Annotated in this window: 20 protein-coding genes; 10 read left to right on the forward strand and 10 right to left on the reverse strand. The window is 68.1% G+C overall.

Annotated features, from left to right (window positions below; genetic code table 11):
* Positions 1 to 20: 20 nt before the first annotated feature.
* From gnd to dnaA, 3 genes are all read right to left on the reverse strand, one after another.
* The gene (gene gnd, locus OG746_RS05115; RefSeq protein WP_266711963.1) at positions 21 to 896 is read right to left on the reverse strand and encodes a phosphogluconate dehydrogenase (NAD(+)-dependent, decarboxylating); all 876 of its coding nucleotides are present in this window, start codon (positions 894 to 896) and stop codon (positions 21 to 23) included.
* Between the two features lie 165 nt (positions 897 to 1,061).
* Positions 1,062 to 2,192 (reverse strand): DNA polymerase III subunit beta, encoded by a 1,131-nt coding sequence (gene dnaN / locus OG746_RS05120; RefSeq protein WP_266711965.1) that lies wholly within the window; start codon positions 2,190 to 2,192, stop codon positions 1,062 to 1,064.
* A 952-nt stretch (positions 2,193 to 3,144) separates the two neighbouring features.
* Positions 3,145 to 5,223, reverse strand: a complete 2,079-nt coding sequence (dnaA, locus tag OG746_RS05125; RefSeq protein ID WP_266711967.1) for a chromosomal replication initiator protein DnaA — start codon at positions 5,221 to 5,223, stop codon at positions 3,145 to 3,147.
* A gap of 382 nt (positions 5,224 to 5,605) precedes the next feature.
* Here dnaA and rpmH point away from each other — a divergent pair, with 382 nt between their 5' ends.
* The 9 genes from rpmH (at position 5,606) to OG746_RS05170 (ending at position 12,547) form a co-directional block, all read left to right on the forward strand.
* Positions 5,606 to 5,743, forward strand: a complete 138-nt coding sequence (gene rpmH, locus OG746_RS05130; protein WP_010985740.1) for a 50S ribosomal protein L34 — start codon at positions 5,606 to 5,608, stop codon at positions 5,741 to 5,743.
* Between the two features lie 20 nt (positions 5,744 to 5,763).
* On the forward strand, positions 5,764 to 6,135 hold the full coding sequence (gene rnpA, locus OG746_RS05135; RefSeq protein ID WP_266711971.1) for a ribonuclease P protein component: 372 nt from the start codon (positions 5,764 to 5,766) through the stop codon (positions 6,133 to 6,135).
* The gene (gene yidD / locus OG746_RS05140; protein WP_266711973.1) at positions 6,132 to 6,482 is read left to right on the forward strand and encodes a membrane protein insertion efficiency factor YidD; all 351 of its coding nucleotides are present in this window, start codon (positions 6,132 to 6,134) and stop codon (positions 6,480 to 6,482) included. The genes rnpA and yidD overlap by 4 nt, the downstream gene beginning before the upstream one ends.
* Positions 6,483 to 6,490: 8 nt before the next feature.
* Complete coding sequence (gene yidC / locus OG746_RS05145) at positions 6,491 to 7,798, forward strand: membrane protein insertase YidC (protein ID WP_266711975.1); 1,308 nt, start codon at positions 6,491 to 6,493, stop codon at positions 7,796 to 7,798.
* 57 nt (positions 7,799 to 7,855) lie between these two features.
* Entirely contained in the window at positions 7,856 to 8,365 is a 510-nt protein-coding gene (locus tag OG746_RS05150; RefSeq protein ID WP_266711977.1) for a Jag family protein, read from the forward strand.
* Positions 8,366 to 8,475: 110 nt separating this feature from the next.
* Positions 8,476 to 9,192 carry a 16S rRNA (guanine(527)-N(7))-methyltransferase RsmG gene (rsmG, locus tag OG746_RS05155; RefSeq protein WP_266711979.1) on the forward strand — a complete coding sequence of 239 codons (717 nt, stop codon included), beginning with the start codon at positions 8,476 to 8,478 and terminating at the stop codon, positions 9,190 to 9,192.
* Between the two features lie 255 nt (positions 9,193 to 9,447).
* Complete coding sequence (locus OG746_RS05160; protein WP_323179670.1) at positions 9,448 to 10,524, forward strand: ParA family protein; 1,077 nt, start codon at positions 9,448 to 9,450, stop codon at positions 10,522 to 10,524.
* Complete coding sequence (locus tag OG746_RS05165; RefSeq protein WP_266711981.1) at positions 10,521 to 11,624, forward strand: ParB/RepB/Spo0J family partition protein; 1,104 nt, start codon at positions 10,521 to 10,523, stop codon at positions 11,622 to 11,624. The genes OG746_RS05160 and OG746_RS05165 overlap by 4 nt, the downstream gene beginning before the upstream one ends.
* Before the next feature lie 305 nt (positions 11,625 to 11,929).
* The gene (locus tag OG746_RS05170; protein WP_266711982.1) at positions 11,930 to 12,547 is read left to right on the forward strand and encodes a GNAT family N-acetyltransferase; all 618 of its coding nucleotides are present in this window, start codon (positions 11,930 to 11,932) and stop codon (positions 12,545 to 12,547) included.
* Between the two features lie 105 nt (positions 12,548 to 12,652).
* Here the strand turns inward: OG746_RS05170 and trxA are convergent, their stop codons facing one another.
* The 7 genes from trxA to OG746_RS05205 form a co-directional block, all read right to left on the reverse strand.
* Complete coding sequence (gene trxA / locus OG746_RS05175) at positions 12,653 to 12,985, reverse strand: thioredoxin (RefSeq protein WP_266711984.1); 333 nt, start codon at positions 12,983 to 12,985, stop codon at positions 12,653 to 12,655.
* Positions 12,986 to 13,031: 46 nt separating this feature from the next.
* Positions 13,032 to 14,009 (reverse strand): thioredoxin-disulfide reductase, encoded by a 978-nt coding sequence (gene trxB, locus OG746_RS05180; protein WP_266711986.1) that lies wholly within the window; start codon positions 14,007 to 14,009, stop codon positions 13,032 to 13,034.
* Between the two features lie 118 nt (positions 14,010 to 14,127).
* On the reverse strand, positions 14,128 to 14,964 hold the full coding sequence (locus tag OG746_RS05185) for an anti-sigma factor family protein (protein WP_266711988.1): 837 nt from the start codon (positions 14,962 to 14,964) through the stop codon (positions 14,128 to 14,130).
* A complete protein-coding gene (sigM, locus tag OG746_RS05190) occupies positions 14,961 to 15,674 on the reverse strand; it encodes an RNA polymerase sigma factor SigM (RefSeq protein ID WP_266711990.1) in 714 nt (237 codons plus the stop codon). The genes OG746_RS05185 and sigM overlap by 4 nt, the downstream gene beginning before the upstream one ends.
* Positions 15,675 to 15,708: 34 nt before the next feature.
* Entirely contained in the window at positions 15,709 to 17,421 is a 1,713-nt protein-coding gene (locus tag OG746_RS05195) for a protein kinase family protein (RefSeq protein WP_266711992.1), read from the reverse strand.
* Positions 17,422 to 17,541: 120 nt separating this feature from the next.
* Positions 17,542 to 19,788 carry a murein biosynthesis integral membrane protein MurJ gene (gene murJ, locus OG746_RS05200; RefSeq protein WP_266711994.1) on the reverse strand — a complete coding sequence of 749 codons (2,247 nt, stop codon included), beginning with the start codon at positions 19,786 to 19,788 and terminating at the stop codon, positions 17,542 to 17,544.
* Between the two features lie 45 nt (positions 19,789 to 19,833).
* A complete protein-coding gene (locus OG746_RS05205) occupies positions 19,834 to 22,206 on the reverse strand; it encodes a DUF6049 family protein (protein WP_266711996.1) in 2,373 nt (790 codons plus the stop codon).
* Between the two features lie 198 nt (positions 22,207 to 22,404).
* Between OG746_RS05205 and OG746_RS05210 the strand changes: the two genes are divergently transcribed.
* Positions 22,405 to 23,877 carry a CCA tRNA nucleotidyltransferase gene (locus tag OG746_RS05210; RefSeq protein ID WP_266711998.1) on the forward strand — a complete coding sequence of 491 codons (1,473 nt, stop codon included), beginning with the start codon at positions 22,405 to 22,407 and terminating at the stop codon, positions 23,875 to 23,877.
* Positions 23,878 to 23,930 lie beyond the last annotated feature (53 nt).

Below are 23,930 nucleotides of genomic sequence, written 5' to 3' on the forward strand. Positions count from 1 at the left end.
CGGGTTTCTACAGGTGTGGATTACTTCTTCTCGACGGCGTGGCCGCCGAACTGGTTGCGCAGCGCCGCGATCATCTTCATCTGCGGCGAGTCCTCCTGGCGGGAGGAGAAGCGGGCGAAGAGCGACGCGGTGATCGCCGGCAGCGGCACGGAGTTGTCGATGGCGGCTTCCACAGTCCAGCGGCCCTCGCCGGAGTCCTGTGCGTAACCGCGCAGCTTGTCCAGGTGCTGGTCGTCGTCGAGGGCGTTGACCGCGAGATCGAGCAGCCAGGAACGGATGACCGTGCCCTCCTGCCAGGAGCGGAAGACCTCGCGGACGTTGTCCACGGAGTCGACCTTCTCCAGGAGCTCCCAGCCCTCGGCGTAGGCCTGCATCATCGCGTACTCGATGCCGTTGTGAACCATCTTCGCGAAGTGGCCCGCGCCGACCTTGCCCGCGTGCACGGAGCCGAAGTCGCCCTCCGGCTTCAGGGCGTCGAAGACCGGCTGAACCTTCGCCACGTCGTCGGGGCCGCCGCCGTACATCAGCGCGTACCCGTTCTCCAGGCCCCAGACGCCGCCTGAGACGCCGCAGTCGACGAAGCCGATGCCCTTGGCCGCGAGCTCCTCGGCGTGCTTCTCGTCGTCCGTCCAGCGCGAATTGCCGCCGTCGACGACGACGTCGCCGGGCTCGAGCAGTTCGCCGAGCTCGTCGACCGTGGACTGGGTCGCGGCGCCGGCCGGGACCATCACCCACACCACGCGCGGGCCCTTGAGCTTGCCCACAAGCTCCTCGAGGCTGTGGACGTCCGCGAGGTCCGGGTTGCGGTCGTAGCCGAAGACGGTGTGGCCCGCGCGGCGGATGCGCTCGCGCATGTTGCCGCCCATCTTGCCGAGGCCGACGAGACCGAGCTCCATCAGTGGTTCCTTACGTTGCGACGAGGCGTGAGGTGATGCGGGGGCGGTACGAGAGCACGCGCGCGTGGCGTCCCGTACCTGCGTCCGAGCCTAAACCCGGACGCTCCCGCACACCTGTGGACAAAGCCGCTCAGGCGAACCCGAGCGGCCTGCCCCTCAAGGTCCTCAGCCGGAGAGCCGCACCGGCATGATCAGGTACTTGTACGCGTCGTCCGCCTCGGCGTCCACGGCCGGCTTGCCGGAGAGCAGCGCGGGCTTGGTGGACGTCGTGAACGACAGCTGGGCGACCGGGGAGTCGATGGCACTCAGGCCGTCGAGCAGGAAGGTCGGGTTGAAGGCGATCGAGATGTCGTCGCCCTCCAGGTTGGCGTCGACCCTTTCCACAGCCTGTGCGTCGTCGCTGGAGCCGGCCTCCAGGATGAGCACGCCCTGCTCGAAGCTGAGCCGCACCGGGGTGTTGCGCTCGGCGACGAGGGCCACACGCTTGACGGCCTCCACGAAGGGGGCGGTCTCGATGACGGCCACGGAGTTGAACTCCGTCGGGAACAGCGTGCGGTACTTCGGCAGGTCGCCCTCGAGAAGGCGGGTCGTGGTGCGGCGGCCCGCGCCCTCGAAGCCGATGAGGCCCTCGCCCGCACCGGAACCGGCGAGCGCCAGCGTGACCGTGTCACCGCTCGTGAGCGCCTTGGCGGTGTCCAGGAGCGTCTTGGCGGGCACCAGGGCGACCGCGGAGGCCTCCGGGTCCTCCGGCTTCCACAGGAACTCGCGGACGGCGAAGCGGTAGCGGTCCGTGGACGCCAGCGTCACCGTGTCGCCCTCGATCTCGATGCGCACACCGGTGAGGACGGGCAGCGTGTCGTCGCGGCCGGCCGCGATGGCCACCTGCGAAGCGGCAGCTGCGAAGACCTCACCCGGGACGGTGCCCGTGGCGGTCGGCATCTGCGGCAGCGCCGGGTACTCCTCCACAGGAAGCGTGTGGAGTGTGAATCGCGAGGAACCGCAGACAACGGTTGCTCGTACACCGTCTGTGGAGATCTCCACCGGACGGTTGGGCAGAGCGCGGCAGATGTCGGCGAGCAGGCGACCGGAGACGAGCACCGTGCCTTCCTCGTCGATCTCCGCGTCCACCGATACGCGTGCCGAAACCTCGTAGTCGAAGCTCGACAAGCTGAGTGCGCCCTCCTCGGCCTTCAGCAGAAGGCCCGCGAGGACGGGCGCAGGCGGTCGTGCCGGGAGGCTGCGCGCCGCCCAGGCCACCGCCTCCGCGAGTACGTCGCGTTCCACCCGGATCTTCACCGTAAGCCGCCTCCTGCTGTTGCTGGCTGCTCTCGCCCTGCTTGGTCTTCGGTCTGCCGTCTGCATCGGCAGACGTGGTGTCGCTCAGCCCGCTGATGGGAAGAGCACCGGGGAACAGTCTGACGCACGGCACTGACAGTCGTTGCCTGCCTCGGTCAAGTCGCGCCGAACCGAGGTCGAGGTGCCGGGAGCGAGTTGTGCACAGCCCCGTCTTCGAAACGAATTCCCAGCTCTTACTAGTTGGACGTAGTAGTAGGGGCTGTGGAAACCGTGGATAACCTCTAAAGCGCAGGTCAGAGGCGGTTTTTTGTCCACCGGGCCTGTGGGCCGAGGCGGTGGACAACCGGCCTTCGCTGTGGACGGCGGAAAGTTCTGCACACTCGATGCACAGCCTTGGGCCACTTCTCCCCAGCGCTGTCCCCAGCTTTACCCCGGTTCTCCCCAGCCCAACCGACCACCTTGGTGTGACGCCTTTCACTCGCGGAGGTGAGATGGCGCGTTGCGTTGCCGAACAGTGGACAGCCGTGTGGAGAAGCTCTTGATCGCTGTGCACAACGGCCGCGAGCCTGTGGGTCGCCGGTGGACAACGTCATGCACAGCCTGTGGATAAAAAATCTCTCCACAGTCTGTGGAGATCACTTTTCCACGAATCCACAGCCACCTGACCTGCCTTGATGCCCTGTCACTCGGGGGCGCTGTGGACACAGTCTGGACAACTTTCCGGTCCCCAGGGTGTGGACCGCAAAAACCCGGCAGATCTGTGGAGAACACCCGTAACGCGGCTGCGAATCGAACACCGGGCGAGCGCGCGGTGTCCTTGAACCGGTGGCTGACACGACCCCGGACACGTCCGCGGGCCGTCCGCAGGCACGAGAAGGGCGCTCCGGAGGCACGAAAAGGGCGCTCCGGGAGTCGTTCCCGAAGCGCCCTGCGGTTCGTAACCGGTCCGCTGTCAGCCGTTCTTGATGCGGTTGGTGAGCTCGGTGACCTGGTTGTAGATGGAGCGCCGCTCGGCCATCAGCGCGCGGATCTTGCGGTCCGCGTGCATCACGGTCGTGTGGTCGCGGCCGCCGAACTGAGCGCCGATCTTCGGCAGCGAGAGGTCGGTCAGCTCACGGCACAGGTACATCGCGATCTGCCGGGCCGTCACCAGGACGCGGCTGCGCGAGGATCCGCAGAGGTCCTCCACGGTGAGCCCGAAGTAGTCCGCGGTCGCCGCCATGATGGCCGAGGCCGTGATCTCGGGGGCCGCGTCCTCGCCACCGGGGATCAGGTCCTTGAGGACGATCTCCGTCAGTCCCAGGTCCACAGGCTGTCGATTGAGCGACGCGAACGCCGTGACGCGGATCAACGCCCCTTCCAGCTCACGGATGTTGCGCGAGATGCGGGACGCGATGAACTCGAGCACTTCCGGAGGCGCGTTGAGCTGCTCCTGTACCGCCTTCTTACGAAGGATGGCGATACGGGTCTCCAGCTCCGGTGGCTGGACGTCCGTGATCAGGCCCCACTCGAACCGGTTGCGCAGCCGGTCCTCCAGGGTCACCAACTGCTTGGGCGGCCGGTCACTGGACAGCACGATCTGCTTGTTCGCGTTGTGGAGCGTGTTGAAGGTGTGGAAGAACTCCTCCTGCGTCGACTCCTTGTCCGCGAGGAACTGGATGTCGTCGACCAGAAGGATGTCCATCTCGCGGTACCGCTTACGGAAGGAGTCGCCCTTGCCGTCTCGGATCGAGTTGATGAACTCGTTGGTGAACTCCTCCGAGCTCACGTACCGCACGCGCGTGCCCGGATAGAGGCTGCGCGCGTAGTGCCCGATGGCGTGCAGCAGGTGGGTCTTGCCGAGGCCCGACTCCCCATAGATGAACAGGGGGTTGTACGCCTTGGCCGGCGCTTCGGCGACGGCGACCGCGGCCGCGTGCGCGAAGCGGTTCGACGCGCCGATGACGAACGTGTCGAAGAGGTACTTGGGGTTCAGGCGCGCCGTCGGCTCACCGGGGCGAGTCGCCGGCGCGGGCTGGGCCGCCAGGGGGCCGGGCGCTCCACTGGGCACGCCACGGGTGCCGTGCCCGCCGTCCTGGTTCGGACGGCCGCCCATCGTGGGCTTGCCGGGCTCACGCCGCTGCTGCCGCTCGCGCGAAGGCTCGTAGGAACCGCGCTCCTCATAGGACGACCGCTCTTCATAAGAAGAGCGGTCCCCGTAGGAACGGTCTTCGTAAGGTCGCTCTTCATAGGAGGAGCGGTCCTCGTAGGAGGAACGGTCCTCATAAGAGGGGCGACCGTCCCCCTTCTGCTCGTACGGGGGGCGCTCCTGCTGCTGGTCGTAGCGACCGCGCTCCTGTTCGTACGGCTGCTGTTGCTCGTAGGGCGACCGTTCCTGCTGCCGGTAGTCGTGCTGCGGCTGCTGGGTGGGCGTCGCGTACGGGTCCCGCTCCGGGAAACCGAGCCGGGGCTGCTGCCAGTTGTACTCGTCCTGCTGCGGACGCGGCCAGGCGCCCGGCTCGGGACGCTGGTAGTCCGGGTAGGCGGGGCGGGCGGTCGGGAGCTGGTCGGGCCGGGGCGCCGGGGGCTGCTCGGCCCGCGGGCCCTGGCCGTGCTCGTCGGCGCCGCGGCGCTCGTAGCCCTCGTAGGTCTCCCGGCTCTCGTACGTCTCCCGCTTGTCGAAGGCGTCGCGCGGCTGGCCGGGGGACGGCTGCGGCTCGGGGGGCTCGTAGCGGTGCTGCGGGGCCGGCGGAGGTGTGGGGGCGGGCGGCTCGCCCACGGAGTCGTCGACGGTGATCGCGATCCGGATGGGGCGGCCGCACTCGCGGCTGAGGGTCTCGCTGACGACCGGGGCCAGCCGACCCTCGAGTACGCCCTTGGCGAATTCGTTCGGAACGGCGAGCAGTGCGGTGTCGGCGACGAGCGCCAACGGCTGACAGCGCCGGATCCAGTGTTCGTCCTTCGTCTCGACGCCCTGCCCGCGGTCTTCCCCGAGGAGTTGCTCCAGAACTCGTGGCCACACTGCGGCAAGATCGGCAGGTACGTCAGCCACAGGGCACGCTCTCTCGCTGGTCCCACGAACGTGTGATTCCTGGGACGGATCGGGAAGAAAATCGGGTGGTGCGGTGAGAAGGGAACGAATCGGAGTTCAGCCACGGTAGTCAGCGCGACCGCTGCGGTTCAAGTTGTTGTCCCCAGCCTGTGGACAGTGTCCCCCGCATGACGCCGGTTTGACCGGATGGCGTAGCCGCGCGTACCGTGACCAGGTCGAGTTGTCGATGGCTGCTGCCGCCTGCCTCCGATGGGCAAGGTCACGATCCACAGTTCTTGCGGACCGTGTAGCGGTGCACTCGGGCGTATTCGCGAGCTACTCGTGGGCGCACGGTGACAGCCAGGCGATGTCCCGCCACCACACGTTTTTCAGGAGCCCCCGAGTGAGCAAGCGCACCTTCCAGCCGAACAACCGTCGTCGTGCCAAGACCCACGGCTTCCGCCTTCGCATGCGGACCCGTGCCGGTCGTGCGATTCTCGCCAGCCGTCGTGGCAAGGGTCGCGCCAGCCTGTCCGCCTGATCTCGTAATCAGGTCATGACGTGCTGCCTACCGAGTATCGGCTGAGGCGGCGCGAGGACTTCGCGACCGCGGTACGCCGGGGACGTCGGGCCGGACGCCCGCTTCTCGTCGTTCACCTACGTAGCGGTTCAACGGACCCGCACGCGACCAGGGAGACTCTCTCCCCGCCGCGTGCGGGTTTCGTCGTGAGCAAGGCCGTGGGTGGCGCCGTCGTACGTAACGCGGTGAAGCGCAGGCTTCGCCACCTCATGCGCGACCGGGTGGCTTCATTGCCCCCAGGTAGCCTGGTAGTCGTACGCGCGTTGCCCGGAGCGGGCGACGCTACCCACGCACAGCTGGCCCGAGACCTGGATGCCGCCCTGCAGCGGCTGCTGGGAGGGGGCGCGCGATGAAGTACCCACTGCTCGCCTTGATCAAGATCTACCAGTGGACCATCAGTCCATTGCTGGGTCCGGTGTGCAAGTACTACCCGTCGTGCTCCCACTATGGCTTCACCGCCATCGACCGGCACGGGGCAGTCAAGGGAACAGCACTTACCGCCTGGCGGATCCTTCGGTGCAATCCGTGGTCACTGGGCGGCGTCGACTATGTTCCGCCACGCAAGCGTCCGCGCTGGCACGAGATGCTGCGCGAGGCATGGCGCGGGGACAAGAAAACGGCCCCCGCCGTTGAGGGCGACAGCCCCTCTGCACAGGACAATAAGTCCGGAGCGACTTCGCCCAACGCCCAAGGAGCCTGATCAGGGACATGATTTCCGATATCGTCAACGCTGTATCAGGCGTTTTCGCGTTCCTCACGACCCCGGTGTCGTGGGTCATCGTCCAGTTCCACACGGTCTATGGGGCGATCTTCGGCCCTGATACCGGATGGGCCTGGGGCCTGTCGATCGTGTCCCTTGTGGTCCTGATCCGGATCTGCCTGATCCCGCTCTTCGTGAAGCAGATCAAGTCGACCCGGAACATGCAGCTGCTCCAGCCTCAGATGAAGGCGATCCAGGAGCGCTACAAGAACGACAAGCAGCGTCAGTCCGAAGAGATGATGAAGCTGTACAAGGAGACGGGTACCAACCCGCTCTCCTCGTGCCTTCCGATTCTCGTGCAGTCGCCGTTCTTCTTCGCCCTGTACCACGTGCTCGCGGCCATCGCCGAGGGCAACACCATCGGCGTCATCAACCAGTCGCTCCTGGACAGTGCCCAGAAGGCGCACATCTTCGGTGCCCCGCTGGCCGCCAAGTTCACGGACAGCGCCTCCGAGCTCCAGGCCATGGGCGCCTCGCTGACCGACGTCCGCGTGGTCACCGCGATCATGATCCTCATGATGTCGGCGTCGCAGTTCTACACGCAGCGCCAGCTGATGACGAAGAACGTCGACCTGACGGTGAAGACGCCGTTCATGCAGCAGCAGAAGATGCTGATGTACGTCTTCCCGCTGATCTTCCTCTTCATGGGCATCAACTTCCCCGTCGGTGTCCTCGTCTACTGGCTGACCACCAACGTGTGGACCATGTGCCAGCAGATGTACGTGATCAACCGGAACCCCACTCCGGGCTCCAAGGCTCAGGCCAAGATGCTCGAGGGTCTGCAGAAGCACGTCGTCGAGCACAGCGCGACGAGGAACAAGCGCGAGCGGAACATCGTCAAGGCGATCGTCGCCAAGGGCCGCGACCGCAACGAGTACGAGCGCAAGTTCATCAACGGACTGAGCAAGGCCGGTCTCGCGGCTCAGACCGACGGCACCGTGGCCAAGGGCTCCGCGGCCGCGGAGGAGCTGGACGAGGACGGTATGCCGAAGGGCACCCCGAAGCGCCAGCAGCCCAAGCGCCAGTCCAAGTCGCAGCGCCAGACCGGTGGCTCGACAGCCCAGGGCTCGGAGAAGGACGACTCCCCTTCCGAGAAGACCTCGCTGGAGAAGAAGGACGAGCCGCAGGACGCGAAGCCGCAGTCCAAGCAGTCCGGTGGCGCCAAGCCCGCGGGCGGTTCACAGCAGCGCAGCAAGGCCAAGTCCGGGCAGCGCAAGGGCGGCCCGCAGCGGCCGAAGTCCCCGTCCAAGAAGTAAGTAAGACCTCGACGTAAGACGTTGGCGCAAGCCTTGACGCAAGAAGGAGCCCATCCCGTGACGGAAGGCACCACCGCCGCTGCTGAGGCTGGCGACACCCTGACCCGCCTCGAGCAGGAGGGTGAGATCGCCGCGGATTACCTCGAGGGTCTGCTGGACATCGCCGACCTCGACGGCGACATCGACATGGACGTCGAGGCCGACCGGGCCGCCGTGTCCATCGTCAGCGATGTGAGCAGCCGCGATCTGCAGAAGCTGGTCGGTCGCGACGGAGAGGTCCTCGAGGCGCTCCAGGAGCTGACCCGCCTCGCGGTGCACCGGGAGACCGGGGACCGCAGCCGCCTGATGCTGGACATCGCCGGCTACCGCGCGAAGAAGCGCGCCGAGCTCACCGAGCAGGGCGCCAAGGCCGCGGCCGAGGTGAAGAACACCGGTGAGCCGGTCAAGATGAACCCGATGACGCCCTTCGAGCGCAAGGTCGTCCACGACGCCATCAAGGCAGCCGGCCTGCGCAGTGAGTCCGAGGGCGAGGAGCCGCAGCGCTTCGTCGTCGTGCTTCCTGCCTGAACGGCAGCACGTCGCCTTCCGGCCCCGTCTGTTTCGCAGGCGGGGCCGATCTTTGTCAGCCTGTTAGTCAGCCACTTACTGCGGTAGAGCGGTACGGAAGGACGGTCCCCGTGACGGAGGCAGCAGAACTCCCCCCGGCCCCGGAGCAGGCCCGGGTGGTATTCGGCGAGCGCTTCCCGGACGCGGTCCGGTACGCGGAGCTTCTCGCTGACGCGGGAGTGCAGCGCGGCCTCATCGGCCCTCGCGAGGTGCCGCGTCTGTGGGAGCGGCACATCCTGAACTGCGCCGTGCTCTCCGAGGTGGTCCCCGAGGGCGTCACGGTGTGCGACGTCGGTTCGGGTGCGGGCCTGCCGGGCATTCCGCTCGCCCTGGTCCGCCCGGACCTCAAGATCACCCTGCTGGAGCCGCTGCTCCGTCGTACGACCTTCTTGACTGAGGTCGTCGAACTGCTCGGGCTCGACCATGTGACCGTGGTGCGGGGACGGGCCGAGGAGGTCCTCGGCACGTTGACGCCCGTCCATGTCGTCACCGCTCGCGCCGTGGCCCCGCTGGACCGGCTGGCCGCGTGGGGCGTCCCGTTGCTCCGGCCGTACGGGGAGATGCTCGCGCTCAAGGGCGACACGGCCGAGGAAGAGCTCAAGAGCGCGGCCACCGCCCTGAGCAAGCTCGGCGCGGTGGAGACGTCGGTTCTGCATGTCGGAGAGGGCATCGTGGATCCCCTGTCCACCGTCGTGCGTGTAGAGGTCGGGGAGAGCCCCGGCGGCGTGCGTTTCGCGGCGAAGCGCGCCAAGGCAGCCCGCACGGGGCGTACCCGACGCAGGCGCTGACGACCAGCAGTACTCCACAAAAGCTGTCAAACGTACGCATCTCGGGGTGTCGCGCGGGAGGGTAACCCGCTGCGGTGCATCGTGTTTCACGTGAAACGTCGCTCACTGCTGCAGGGCATCATCAGTCGCGGCCGCGCGGCGGCCGCTCCCCGCGACCAAAAACCTCTCGGATCCCTCGATACGGACACGGAGTTGTCCACAGAGGGGGATTCGTCCACAGAAGCACGGGCCTCGCTGGTTCTCGACCCCGAAGGCATGGGAGGCTCTGTTCATTGCGAGCCTGAAGTCGAGGAGAGTGAATCCTTGCGGTCCGACGCCAACATCGCGGGACCGATGACCGATCCGGTCCCCGGTCCCCGTACCGAATCGGCGGGGGAGGATGTTTCACGTGAAACACCGCCCCCGATGGACGACACACCCATTGGTCGCGCTGCCCAACTGGCAGTAGAGGCTCTCGGTCGTGCGGGCGAGGGCCTGCCACGACCCGAGCAGACCCGCGTCATGGTGGTGGCCAACCAGAAGGGCGGGGTCGGTAAGACCACGACAACGGTCAACCTTGCCGCCTCACTTGCGCTGCACGGCGCACGTGTCCTGGTGGTGGACCTGGACCCACAGGGCAACGCCTCCACGGCTCTGGGTGTCGACCATCACTCCGAAGTGCCTTCCGTCTACGACGTGTTGGTCGACAGCAAGCCGCTCTCCGAAGTCGTCCAACCCGTCCCTGACGTGGAAGGTCTCTTCTGCGCCCCGGCCACCATCGATCTCGCCGGTGCGGAGATCGAGCTGGTCTCCCTGGTCGCGCGGGAGAGCCGACTGCAGCGCGCCCTCCAGGCGTACGAGCAGCCGCTGGACTACATCCTCATCGACTGTCCGCCGTCGCTCGGGCTTCTGACGATCAACGCCATGGTGGCCGGGGCGGAAGTGCTGATTCCGATCCAGTGCGAGTACTACGCGCTGGAGGGCCTCGGGCAGCTCCTACGGAATGTTGATCTCGTGCGTGGGCACCTCAACCCCGCCCTGCACGTTTCCACGATCCTGCTCACGATGTACGACGGCCGGACTCGGCTGGCGTCCCAGGTCGCGGATGAAGTCCGTAATCACTTCGCCGGCGAGGTTCTTCGGACGAGCATTCCGCGTTCGGTGCGTATCTCGGAGGCCCCGAGTTACGGGCAGACCGTGTTGACCTACGATCCAGGGTCGAGTGGGGCGCTCTCCTACCTCGAAGCGGCACGAGAGATGGCGCTGCGCGGAGTCGGGATTCACTACGACGCCCAGAACGCCCACACGGGCACTCAACTTGACCAGCAGAGTACGTCGGAGGGGATTCAGTGAGCGAGCGACGGAGGGGACTTGGCCGAGGACTCGGCGCGCTGATCCCGGCTGCCCCCACCCCTGAGAGGACGGGCCCGGCCACCCAGGCGGGCGGAGCGTCGACGTCTCCTGCCTCGGTGCCGGTGCTGACGTCCGAGCGTGGAGTGGCGGCCGCGAAGGTGGCCGCGCTGTCACAGCAGCCTGTTTCACGGGAAACCGAGGAGCCGGCGACGACGACAGCCGATGACTTCGAGCGTCCTGCGGGAGCTCATTTCGCCGAGCTGCCGATCGACGAGATCACGCCCAACCCGCGCCAGCCGCGTGAGGTGTTCGACGAGGACGCTCTCGCCGAGCTCGTCACATCCATCAAGGAAGTCGGCCTGCTGCAGCCTGTCGTCGTACGACAGGTAGGGGCCGGCAACTACGAGCTCATCATGGGCGAGCGGCGCTGGAGGGCCTGTCGAGAGGCGGGGCTCGAGCGCATCCCGGCCATCGTGCGTGCCACGGATGACGAGAAGCTTCTCCTCGACGCGCTCCTTGAGAACCTGCACCGTGCGCAGCTGAACCCGCTGGAAGAGGCTGCCGCCTACGACCAGTTGCTCAAGGACTTCAACTGCACGCACGATCAGCTGGCCGACCGGATCGGCCGGTCCCGCCCGCAGGTGTCCAACACGCTGCGGCTGCTGAAGCTTTCGCCGGCCGTCCAGCGCCGGGTGGCCGCAGGCGTGCTGTCGGCTGGGCATGCGCGTGCTCTGCTCTCCGTCGAGGACTCCGAGGAGCAGGACCGGCTGGCCCACCGCATCGTCGCCGAAGGGCTCTCGGTGCGGGCCGTCGAGGAGATCGTGACCCTCATGGGGTCGGGGCCCAAGAGCAACGCGCGGGCCAAGGGGCCGCGGGCCGGCACCCGGGTCTCCCCGGCGCTGACCGATCTCGCCACGCGGCTCTCGGACCGCTTCGAGACGCGGGTGAAGGTCGACCTGGGACAGAAGAAGGGCAAGATCGTCGTCGAGTTCGCCTCGATGGACGACCTGTCGCGCATCCTCGGCTCCCTCGCTCCCGGTGAGGGTCCTGTGCTCCAGAACGGTCTCCCGGAGGAGACCGACGGCGACGAACAGGACTGACCACCGCCCTGTCGTGACCCGAGAGCGGGCCGTGTTCCGGCATGTACCGGAACACGGCCCGCTCTTTGCCCATCTACGGTATCGAGCGAATCCCATCGTGGTTACGATGCGACGGGAAGAGCGCATCCACCCGGCGGCACCTCAAACAGGAGGCGGGTCATGCGATCGGTGAGTCGCACCGGACTGATGACCGCAGGTCTCGGCCTGGGAGCGGTCGGCGGATTCGTCGGCAGCCTGCTCAGGGAACGGAGCGCTCTGACGGCCGCCCGCGCAGCGGCGGGCGAAGGAAGCGAGGAACTGCCTTCATGGGGCGTCGGCTCGTACCGCTCACGCTGGACAACCTCCCGGACCTCCCCAAGCGTTGCCGCTCATGTGTCTTCTGGGAACTGGACCCGGTCAGCGGCGAAGCCGCGGTAAAGGCGGGCACGTCCGAACTGGAGAAGGAAGCGTGGATCTCCGCTGTCCTGCTGGAGTGGGGCTCCTGCGGACGCGTCGTCTACGTGGATGACGTTCCGGTCGGCTTCGTGCTCTACGCGCCCCCCGCGTACGTGCCACGGTCCACCGCCTTCCCGACAAGTCCGGTGTCCCCCGATGCCGTTCAGCTCATGACGGCCTGGATCTCGCCCGACTATCAGGGGCAGGGACTGGGCCGGGTCATCGTGCAGACCGTCGCGAAGGATCTGCTGCGCCGGGGCTTCAAGGCGATCGAGGCCTTCGGGGATGCGCAGTGGAAGGAGCCCGCCTGTCTGCTTCCCGCGGACCATCTGTTGGCGGTCGGGTTCAAGACCGTCCGGCCCCACCCCTCGCATCCGCGGCTGCGTCTGGAACTGCGGACGACGCTGTCCTGGAAGGAAGACGTCGAGATGGCCCTGGACAGGCTTCTGGGAGCCGTACAGAAGGAACCGGCACTCCGGCCGCTGTGACAGTCGACGGCCCCTTACAACGGAAACGGACCGGCCCCGGAAGGGCCGGCCCGTTCGTGTTTCACGTGAAACAACGACCGCCGTCTGTGAATCGGCGTCGCCTGATTACTCGGAGATGAAGTCCTCGAGGTCGCGCACGATGGCGGCCTTGGGCTTGGCACCGACGATGGTCTTGGCGACCTCGCCACCCTGGTAAACGTTCAGGGTCGGGATCGACATGACGCCGTACTTGGCGGCCGTGCCCGGGTTCTCGTCGATGTTGAGCTTGACGACCTCGATCTTGTCACCGTGCTCGGCGGCGATGGCCTCGAGCGACGGCGCGATCTGGCGGCACGGGCCGCACCAAGCGGCCCAGAAGTCGACCAGGACGGGCTTGTCGTTCTTCAGGACGTCCTCGTCAAAGGTGTCGTCCGTGACGTTCTTCAGGTTGCCGGTCACAGCAGGCTCCTCATTTCTTGGGGGGATACGTGAGTGGGAGTTCGGGTCAGACGCTGGCGGTCTGGGTCTTCTCGGGCTCGGCGGCCTCGCCGTCAGCGAGCGAGGCCAGGAAGCGCTCGGCGTCGAGAGCGGCGGAGCAGCCGGTGCCGGCCGCCGTGATCGCCTGCCGGTAGGTGTGGTCCACGACGTCGCCGGCGCCGAAGACACCGGTGAGGTTCGTGCGCGTCGAGGGCGCCTCGACCTTCAGGTAGCCCTCGTCGTCGAGCTCGAGCTGCCCCTTGAACAGCTCCGTGCGCGGGTCGTGGCCGATCGCGATGAACAGACCGGTGACGGGCAGCTCGGACGTCTCGCCTGTCTTGAGGTTGCGCAGCGTCAGACCGGAGAGCTTCTGCTCGCCCTTGACCTCGGCGATCTCGCTGTCCCAGATGAACTTGATCTTCGGGTCGGCGAAGGCACGCTCCTGCATCGCCTTCGAGGCGCGCAGGGTGTCGCGACGGTGGACGATCGTCACGGACTTGGCGAAGCGCGAAAGGAAGGTGGCCTCCTCCATCGCGGTGTCGCCGCCGCCGATCACGGCGATGTCCTGGTCCTTGAAGAAGAAGCCGTCACAGGTCGCGCACCAGGAGACGCCGCGGCCCGAGAGCGCGTCCTCGTTCGGGAGGCCGAGCTTGCGGTGCTGGGAGCCGGTGGTGACGATGACGGCCTTCGCGCGGTGCACGGTGCCCGCGGTGTCCGTCACGGTCTTGATCTCGCCGCTCAGGTCGACGGCCACGACATCGTCGGGGACGAGCTCGGCGCCGAAGCGCTCGGCCTGGCCGCGCATGTTGTCCATGAGCTCGGGGCCCATGATGCCGTCCTGGAAACCGGGGAAGTTCTCCACCTCGGTCGTGTTCATCAGCGCGCCACCAGCGGTGACGGCACCCTCGAACACGAGCGGCTTCAGCGACGCGCGCGCGGTGTAGAGCGCCGCCGTGTAGCCGGCGGGCCCGGAGCCGATGATGATCACGTTACGGACGTCGCTCACGGCTTGATTCCTCGTCTCTGCGGGACTGCTGCGTACTGCCAGGGGAGGCCATTGGGAGGACTCTCACCCCACCCAACGGATCCTACGGGGCATGCATTCCCGACGTGCCCGGCCACACCTAGCGAGTGTTCTTGAGAACCCCGGAGCCGTGGTCGTAATCGTGCTTGTACAGCAGCGTGCCGGCCGAGGAGGGCGAGTCGACACAGGAGGAATCGACGACGAAGGCCGTGACCCGGTGGGCCGGATCGGTCTTGTGGGGCAGCACGACGAGGTAGGCCTTCTTCCCTTCGTACGTGCCTGTCTCCGCGGCGAGGGGATCCTCGTTCCGGTGGGTCCCGAGCTGGATGCACGGGGGCACCGAGACGGCCCGTTTCTGCATCGGGGCCTTCGTCCCCTGCGCGCTGGGTCCCTCTTCTTCGGTGCTGAGTGTCGAGGAGCCGAGGAGGTTCGTGACCTTCGTCTCCAGCGTGTCCTTGGCGAAGGTCGAAGCGCTGGAGCTCTTCCGCGCGACCGGTGAGCCGCCCTCGTCGTTCTGGATGAGCAGGGCTCCCACACCGATCGCGGTGACCGTCAGGACGGCCCCGAGTACGGCACCAGTGCGCCTCCGGGTGCCGCGGGCCTTGCGTCCCGGGCCGGTAGCCCCGTGCGGGTGCCCGGCAGGACGGTCGGCGGCGGCCGATGTTTCACGTGAAACGGGGCCCGTTTCACGGCCCCCTTCGAAGGCCAGGGCGGCATCGATCCGGCTCGCGATCTCCTCCGGCATGCGCGGCGGGTCGGACACGGCGCCGAGTGTGCCCCGGATCTCTTCCAAGGACGCGAGGACATCGGCGCAGAGCGCGCAGCCGTCGAGGTGCTGCTGGACGTCGGTCGTACGGGTGGGAGGCAACAGGCCCTCGGCGAGTTCGGAGATCTCGGTGATCTCCGGGTGCTCTGCCGTGTCGGTCGTGGATGTCACGCTCGCCCACCTCCGCCCTTCACCGCAGCCGAATCGCCAGGTCCTGTCTCGTCACGAGGCCCTGCTGCGGGTGGGACGGATCGCCCCCGCGACCGGTTCCTTTGAGGGGGCGGGTTCTCGCCACCTTCCTGGCTCCCGTCCTCCGTGCGGAGATGGGTCAGCAGCGGAAGCAGTTTGGCCCGGCCGCGCGCGCAGCGGCTCTTGACCGTGCCGGTGGGCACGTCGAGGATCTGCGCGGCCTCGGCGACCGGATACCCCTGCATGTCGACGAGGACGAGGGCCGCGCGCTGATCGCTGGGCAGGACCGAGAGCGCCTCCAGGAGCTGGCGGTGCAGATCGCCCCGCTCGACGGGGGCGTCCGCGGACTCGTGCGGCTCCAGGAGCTGGTCCAGACGGTCGGCGTCGTCCACGGGCGCGGTCTTGCGAGAGGCCATCTTGCGGGCCCGGTCCAGGCACGCGTTGACGGTGATGCGGTGCAGCCAGGTCGTCACAGCGGACTGGCCGCGGAAAGTGTGGGCGGCGCGATAGGCCGAGACCAGCGCGTCCTGCACGGCGTCCGCGGCTTCCTCCCGGTCCCCCAGCGTCCGCAGGGCCACGGCCCAGAGGCGGTCGCGATGGCGTCGGACGAGTTCACCAAAGGCGTCCTTGTCGCCGGCGACATGACGGGAGAGGAGGTCCTGATCGTTTGCTTCGCCGTAGGCGTCGTCCACTGTCGAACCCCCTCCCCGTGGTGAGCCGTGCCCGTCAGCCGGTGAACTCCACATCGGTGATGCCCTGCTTGAAGCCCGCGCTGCTGTAGCCATCCTGGCCTGCGTGGGGCAGGGCGGTCAGCCAGACGAGCAGATAGCGCGTCTTGACCGGGTCATCGGCCGTGATCTTGGCGGAGGTGGTCCTCGAATCCGTCTTGGACCCGATCTGCTTCAGGCCGGACACCGAGCCCGGGTCGAGGGACGGCGAGGCGTACAGGGAGACCGTGGTGTGGTCGCCGCCGTATCGGAGCCCTATCGAGGCGGCCGACACCTCCTTGGCTGAGCCGAGGTCGTAGACGATGCCGACGCCGGGCTTGATGACCATCTTCGGGCCGTCGACGAAGGACTTGGTCCGCCAGTACGTCGACGTACTGGCGTCGTACGTCTTGCCGACCTCGCCCGGAGCCTGGGCGCCGCCTTCGGCGACGAACTCCTTGGCGCTCTCGATGGAGATCGGCTTCGCGTCCTGCTTGCTGCCCTTGCCGCTGTCGTCCGAGGTGTCCGTGGGCCCGGAGCTGCCCGCGCTGCCACGGTCCATGAGGGCGTCGGCGAGCTGCCAGCTGCCCAGGCCGAGGGCCGCGATGAGCAGCGCCGAGACGCCCCACTTGAGGGCCTTGCCGGTACGGCTCTGCAGCGGGGGCGGCGGCGTGGGTACGGGCTGGGTGGCGCGGGGGGACGTGCGGCCGTAGTTCCCCTGCTGGTACGTGGTTCGCTGGTACTCCGGCGGCGCCGTGAAGGCGGGCTCCGGCGGACGGATCTTGGGCATCTCGCCGATGGCCTTCACCAGGTCCTCCGGCGTGGTGCACGGCGGCTCCTGGCGGGACGCGGTCGCCCCGTCGTTCGCGAGCGCGCGCATGGAGAGCTCCGCCAGACCGCGGTGGACGCCGGCGCGCACCTGGTCGGGGGCGATGAGGCCGACCCCCTTGGGCAGCCCGGAGAGGCCGTAGGCGTCGTCCTCGTACGGCCAGCGCTGGGTCAGGGAGGCGTACAGGAGCGCCCCGATCGCCTCGGTGTCGGCGCGCTGCGGGGTGTCGCAGGTGATGCCGCGCAGTGCCGCGTTCACGGCGAGGCCGCGGATGCGCCACTGACCGGTGGAGGTGCGCAGTACGGCGCTCGGCGTGAGGCGCAGATGGGCGAGGCCCTCACGGTGGGCGGCCGCCATGGCGTGGGAGACCTGGTTGACCATCTGGTACGCGTCGTGCGCCTCGAGGGGGCCGAGGGCGAGCAGGGTGGTCAGTTCCGTGGCGTCGGGCAGCCACTCGTGGACGACATAGACGAGGTCGTTCTCCTCGACCGCGTCCAGCACCTGCACGAAGCGGGGGTCGCCCAGAAGGGCCGACGAGCGCGCGGCGGCGAGCACCGAACGGCCCCTGGGGTGATCGGCGGGGAGGATGTGCACACCGACGGCGCGGCGAAGCTTCTCATCCATCGCACGCCAGCTGCTGAAACCGTCCAGACGGGTGACGCACTCCTCGAGCCGGTAGCGTCTGGCGAGCTTGTGGCCGCTGTGCAACTCGGGCGGCGACGCGGCGCCGGGGCTCATATGAGTCCCCGTCTCCGCGGTGTCCACGGCTTCCTCGCGCTCCGGCGCGTCCTGCTCCCCGGTATCGGCCACCCCGTCGGCCGTGACCTTGTCCGCCTTGGCGGTCAGCGGCTCATCACCACTGTTGTCGGCCACGTCGACGGCAGCCGTGCTCCGTTCCGCCACCGTCGCTCCTGCCTCCCCATCCGTTGCACTCACTCCGACGCCAAAGCCAATTGTGCCCACAGTCCGGCGCTATGCACGACACGCGATGGCCGCCGATGGTTGCACACAGTTCCGGCCGACTCAGCGGCCGAGACGACCGCGGACCATGCCGACCAGCGAATTCAGTTCCTCGATCCTCATCTTGCGGGCTGCCACGTAGAAGACTCCGAGCAGTGCCGCACTGCCCACGACCAGCGCCGCGATGGAGCCGAGCACACCGTGGCCCAGTGCTTGCGTGACCGCGTACCCGATTCCGCCACCGACGACCGTCGCCGGCAGCGCCGCGAGGCAGAGCCGGGCGTAGGTACGGACGACGTGCGCGCCGTCCAGGTCGCCGCCGAGCCGGTTGCGCAGTCGCCGCCAGGCCACACCGACGCCGATCGCGTACGCGATGCCGTACGAGAGTGCCATGCCGACGACGGCCCACTGGGCGGGAAGGATCAGGTAGCAGATGCCCGAGGCGGCGGCGTTGACCGCGGCGACGATGACCGTGTTGTAGAAGGGCGTCCGAGTGTCCTCGTACGCGTAGAAGCCACGCAGCACGACGTACTGCACGGAGTACGGAATGAGGCCGATACCGAACGCCATGAGGATGTAGCCCATGGACTGGGCGGCCTCGACGCCGCTGGAGCCGAAGAGCAGGGTGCACATCGGGACGCCGAGCGCCACGAACATGAACGAGATCGGCACGATCGCCACGGCCGAGGTGCGCAGGCCGGAGGAGATGTCGTCGCGGACCGCGCCCGGGTCGCCGTCGTGGGCGGAGCGCGAGATGCGCGGCAGCAGGGCGGCCATGACGGAGACGGTGATGATCGCCTGCGGCATGCCCCAGATCAGCTGGGCGTTCGAGTAGCCCATGATGCCGGTGCCGTCGACCGGGGACGCCTCGCCCGCCGCGGTGGCGAGCTGGGTGACGACCAGCACGCCCGCCTGGTTGGCGAGGACGAACAGGACGGTCCACTTGGCGAGCTTCACGGCCCTGCCGAGTCCGTGGCCCTTCCAGTCGAAGCGCAGACGGAAGCGGAAGCCGGTCTCGCGCAGGTACGGGATCATCGCGAGGGACTGCACGACGAGGCCCAGCAGGGTGCCGATGCCGAGGAGGCGGATGCCCTCGTCGGGGATCGTCGTGACGCCCATCTGCGATTCGGCCGCGGTCCCGTAGACCCAGATGAACGTGCCGAACGTGAAGATCATGACGATGTTGTTGAGGACCGGGGTCCACATCATCGCGCCGAACTTCCCGCGTGCGTTCAGGATCTGGCCCATCACCACGTGGATGCCCATGAAGAAGATCGTGGGCAGGCAGTAGCGGGCGAAGGCGACGCCGACGCTGTTGGCGTCCGAGTCGTTGGCGACCGTGTTCGACATCAGGTGGATCAGCAGGGGTGCCGCGAAGACGACGACTGCCGTGATGGCGGCGAGCGCCACCATGACCAGCGTGAGCAGGCGGTTGGCGAAGGCCTCGCCGCCGTCCTCGTCCTCCTTCATCGCGCGCACCAACTGCGGCACGAACACCGAGTTCAGGCCGCCGCCGACGGTGAGGATGTAGATCATCGTCGGCAGTGTGTACGCGACGGACCAGGTGTCACCCAGCAGTCCGGCGCCCAGCGCCGCGGTGATCACCATGGTGCGGACGAAGCCGGTGAGGCGGGAGACCAGCGTGCCCGCCGCCATCACCGCGCTCGACTTCATGATGCTGGAGGCGCGGCCGCCCTTCTTCGCCGCGGGCGCCGGTGCGGGGGTGGCGGCCGGTGGCGGCGGGGGCTGCGGAGGACCGAGCTGTGTGGTCGGGTTGTCGACGGGCTCGGCCGGCGGGCGGCCACCGCTGTGGCCGGGCTGCTGGTCGCGGTACAGGTGCGCGAAGGCGTCCGGCTCGTGGCTCTCCTCCGCGGAGTGCGTCACCAGGTCGTCGACGCCCACGAATTGCGTCGTACGGGCGTCGTCGCCGTACGGCAGATGCTGTGTGGGGCCCGCCGGCTCCGGCGCGGGCGTCTGCGCCCACACACGGGGGTCGGGCTGGTATTGCTGCGCGGGCGGCGGCGCGTACAAGGGCTGCTGCGCCTGCTGCGTGCCCGGGGGCGGCGGAGGATGCGCGGCGCGGTCGTACAACGCCTCGGTCACCGGGTCCTGGGCGGTCAGGTCGTGCGCCCGGTACGGATCCTGCTCGTACGCGTCCTGAAGGTACGCGTCCTGCGGATACGCGTCGGGAGCAGGCTGCGGCGGCGGCACCTGCCCCTCGGGCTGTGGTGAACCGGCGTACGGCCGGCCATCGCCCGAGGCAGAGCCGCCCGAGCCGTGGCCACGCTCACCGTCGTACGGCGCGTTCATGGTTACCCCACCTCATCGTCCCCGGCCCAGCGGCCCCGACATCGCTCAACGGTCCACTCTCTCACTCGTGCCCGACGCCTCCGTGCTTTCCGGAGCGGTGTCAGCCGTCGGGTCACTCGGCTGCTGCGGAACGTCTGCCCGTGCGGGGTCGGTCGGGGCGCCGTCCGGCTCGTCGCCCTTGTCGTCGTCGTCCGCGGCCACGGAGTCGCCCTCAGGGGCGTTCTCGTCGGGCTGCGCGGCGACGGCACGCTTGCGCTGCTGGTACATCCGGTATCCGGCCAGGACGAGCAGCAGGACACCGCCGGCGATGACGAGCATCACGGTCGGGGTGACCTCGGTGACGTCGACCTTGAAGGCGAGCGGCTTGCCGTAGGGCGCACCGTCCTTGGTGTACAGCTGGGCATGCACCGTGATCGGGCCCGTCGCCTTGGCCGTGGTCGTGAACTTCACGGACTGGCTGTGCCCGCTGGCGATCTTCACTTCCTGGTCCTGGAAGGCGGTGTCGCCGATCTTGAGGCGGGTGCCGTTGCCCGAGGTGAGGCGCAGCGTCAGGTGGTCGACGTCCTGCCACAGGTTGTTCTGCACCGACACCGGGATCGTCGCGCTGCGCCCGGAGAGCTTCACCTCGGACTTGTCGATCAGCGCCACCTGTTCGGTGAGGCCCGACAGATACGAGGAGACGCCGTCGCGGAAGTTCCCCGAAGTGTCCGACTCCGTACGCCACGACGTGGACATCTCCCGGTCCATCGCGCGGCCGAACGGCGTCACCACGCGGGACTGGTCGGTGAGGACGACCTTGAAGTTCTCGAGGTCGCGCTGGGTCGCCTGGATCTGCTCGAAGGCCGACTGCGGCAGCTCCTGCTTGCGCAGCGACGAGGGGTACGCATGCGGGACACGCGTGGTGGCGGCCGAGTCGGGCTTCGCCTTCGCGGCGGCCGACAGGGTCTGGGGCTGCGACCAGGTGCCGTCCTGCAGTGCGTGCAGCGCCTTGGCCATGGTCTGGGCCTGGCTCGCGGTGGGCATGCGCTGCGGGGCCACGACGACGCTGCGCTGCTTGCGCGTCTGCTTGTTGAGCATCAGGGACTGAGCGAGGAACTTCTGCACGGCGAGCGTGGAGTTCTCGGCGCCCGTCATGTCGCCCTGGAAAGCGGTCGACAGTCGGCCGTCGGCGACCACGGCCGAGGCGCCACCGCCGATCGGGCGGGCGGCGGACGGCGTGTACGCCAGCCCTCCTGTCTCCGGGAAGTGGTCGCTGCGCGCGATGATCTTGTCGGCGCCCGCGGACGTGGCGACCTTGACGATGTCGCGGTCGACGGCGCCTTCCGCGGGCCATGCGTACGACGTGTCCGGCTTGGTGTGCAGGATCGTCTGCACGGTCAGGTTGGCGGCGTCCGTGGCGTCCTTCAGGTGGCTGAGGGAGCCGGTGACCTTTGTGCCCGTGTGCGCGAGCGACGCGAGATCCGGGTCGGCGAACGGAAGCGTGACCACCTTCTGGCTCTGCACCGCGGTCTCCAGGTCGCTCAGCCACTGCTTGGCGTCCGCCTGGTTCTTGCCCGACCTGAGCTTTCCGCCGGGACCCTTGACCTTGTACGGCTCCGTCATGGCGTCGACCGAAGCCAGCAGGTCGGGGTCGATCACCCAGGTCACGTCGAGTTCGCTGCCGAGGGCCAGCATCTGCTGGAGGCGGCCGCCCGGACCGATCTGCTTCGCCAGGTCGTTGTCGTCGAAGACCGGCGTCTGCTGTTCGTTCGCGCCCGTCTCCGCGGTGAGATGGGAATCGGAGATCAGCGGCCACAGGGCCGTCGTCTTCGTGCTCGTATCGGCGCTGCTCGGCTGCCAGGGCAGGAAGGTCCGCTGGATGCCGAGCGTCTGCTGGTACGGCTGCGCGGCGGTCTGTCCCATCAGTGCGACGCTGAGCTGGTAGACGCCGTCGGCGCCGAGGTGCAGTGCCTTGACGGGGACGGACAGCGTGAAGTTCTGCGCGACGCCGGGCGCCAGCTTGGCGAACTTCTTGCCGTACTTGCGGGAGAGCTCGTTGCCGTCCGCGGCGCCGCCCGTGCCGTTCTTCGCGGCCTCGTCGACGGCCGTGCGGCCGCTGTAGGACGTGCCGACCCGCAGGCCCACGTGGGCGCCGGTGACCGTCCGCTTGCCCTTGTTCGTCACCGTGCCGCTGACCGTCACGGTGTCGCCGTCCGTCGGCGCGCTGGGCGACAGGGAGTTCACGGCCACGTCGACCGTGCTGGTCCCTGTCGCGCTCGAGGCGGCGGTGGCCGGGGTGGCGGCGCCGGCAGGGGCCGCGGCAGGCAGCAGCGGCAGCGACGCCAGGAGCGGCGCAGCCGCGAGCAGGGCCCCGGTGCGCCGCAGCAGTCGCCGTGCAGGTGAGGGACTCACCGTTGGGAAGTCTGCCGCCTCGGCCACGTGGTCGTCCGTCCCTCGTCGTCGTCGGTGGTCGCAGATGTGTCCACGCATGGTAACGAGGAGCACTGTGGCTGAGTGCCACGGTCTGCCCGGCTTGATCGTGGGGGCAAGAGTAGGGGGGCCGCCGATGTGCTCCTGTCGCGGGCCCGGCAAACAAGTTTCGGCCCGGGCCGCCCGGGCCACGTACCCTGTCCTGTTGTGCCGAACGCCAATGAAGACACCCCCAGCACCCTGAGCCAGGTGCAGCACCGCGCGGTCAGCGAACTGCTGCGGGTCTCGCCTGTCGCAGACGATCTCGCCCGCCGATTCCAGGAGGCCGGGTTCTCCCTCGCCCTGGTCGGTGGTTCGGTGCGGGACGCACTGCTCGGCCGGCTCGGCAACGACCTGGACTTCACCACTGACGCCCGTCCCGAGGACGTATTGAAGATCGTTCGTCCCTGGGCCGACGCGGTGTGGGAGGTCGGGATCGCGTTCGGCACCGTCGGTTGCCAGAAGGATGCCCGCGTCGGAGACGCTGATCATCGCTACCAGATCGAGGTCACGACCTATCGTTCGGAGGCGTACGACCGCACCTCGCGTAAGCCCGAGGTGTCGTACGGCGACTCCATCGAAGAGGACCTGGTCCGCCGGGACTTCACCGTCAACGCGATGGCCGTGGCGCTCCCCGAGAAGGAATTCATCGATCCGCACGGTGGCATCGGTGACCTGTCCGAGCGGGTGCTGCGCACGCCCGGCACCCCGGAGGACTCCTTCTCCGACGACCCGCTGCGGATGATGCGGGCCGCCCGGTTCGCCGCTCAGCTCGACTTCGAGGTCGCCCCTGAGGTCGTCGCCGCCATGAAGGCCATGGCAGGCCGCATCGAGATCGTCTCCGCGGAGCGCGTACGTGACGAGCTCAACAAGCTGATTCTCTCCGCGCACCCGCGCAAGGGCCTGACGCTGCTCGTCGAGACCGGTCTGGCCGATTCCGTACTGCCCGAACTGCCCGCTCTGCGCCTGGAGCGTGATGAGCACCACAGGCACAAGGACGTCTACGACCACACGCTGATCGTGCTCGAGCAGGCGATGGCGTTGGAGACCGAAGGCCCGGATCTGAGGCTGCGCCTCGCCGCGCTGCTCCACGACATCGGGAAGCCGCGCACCCGCCGCTTCGAGGAGGACGGCCGCGTCTCCTTCCACCACCACGAGGTGGTCGGCGCCAAGATGACGAAGAAGCGCATGACCGCGCTCAAGTACTCCAATGACTTGGTGAAGGACGTCTCGCGCCTCGTCGAGCTGCACCTGCGCTTCCACGGCTACGGCACCGGCGAGTGGACGGATTCCGCTGTACGTCGTTACGTACGGGACGCGGGGCCGCTCCTCGGTCGGCTGCACAAGCTGACCCGTTCCGACTGCACGACGCGCAACAAGCGGAAGGCCAATGCGCTTTCGCGTGCGTACGACGGCCTTGAGGAGCGCATCGAGCGGCTTCAGGAGCAGGAGGAGCTGGACTCGATCCGGCCCGACCTCGACGGAAACCAGATCATGGAGATCCTCGGCGTCAGCCCGGGACCGGTGATCGGGCAGGCGTACAAGTTCCTGCTGGAGCTGCGCCTCGAGAACGGTCCGATGGAGTACGACGCGGCAGTGTCGGCGCTCAAGGAATGGTGGGCCGACCGCTCGCAGGACTGAGACGTGCGGAACGCGTAGGGCTCTGTTTCACGTGAAACAGAGCCCTACGCGTA

It is taken from the genome of Streptomyces sp. NBC_01016 (assembly GCF_026341035.1).
Taxonomy (GTDB): domain Bacteria; phylum Actinomycetota; class Actinomycetes; order Streptomycetales; family Streptomycetaceae; genus Streptomyces.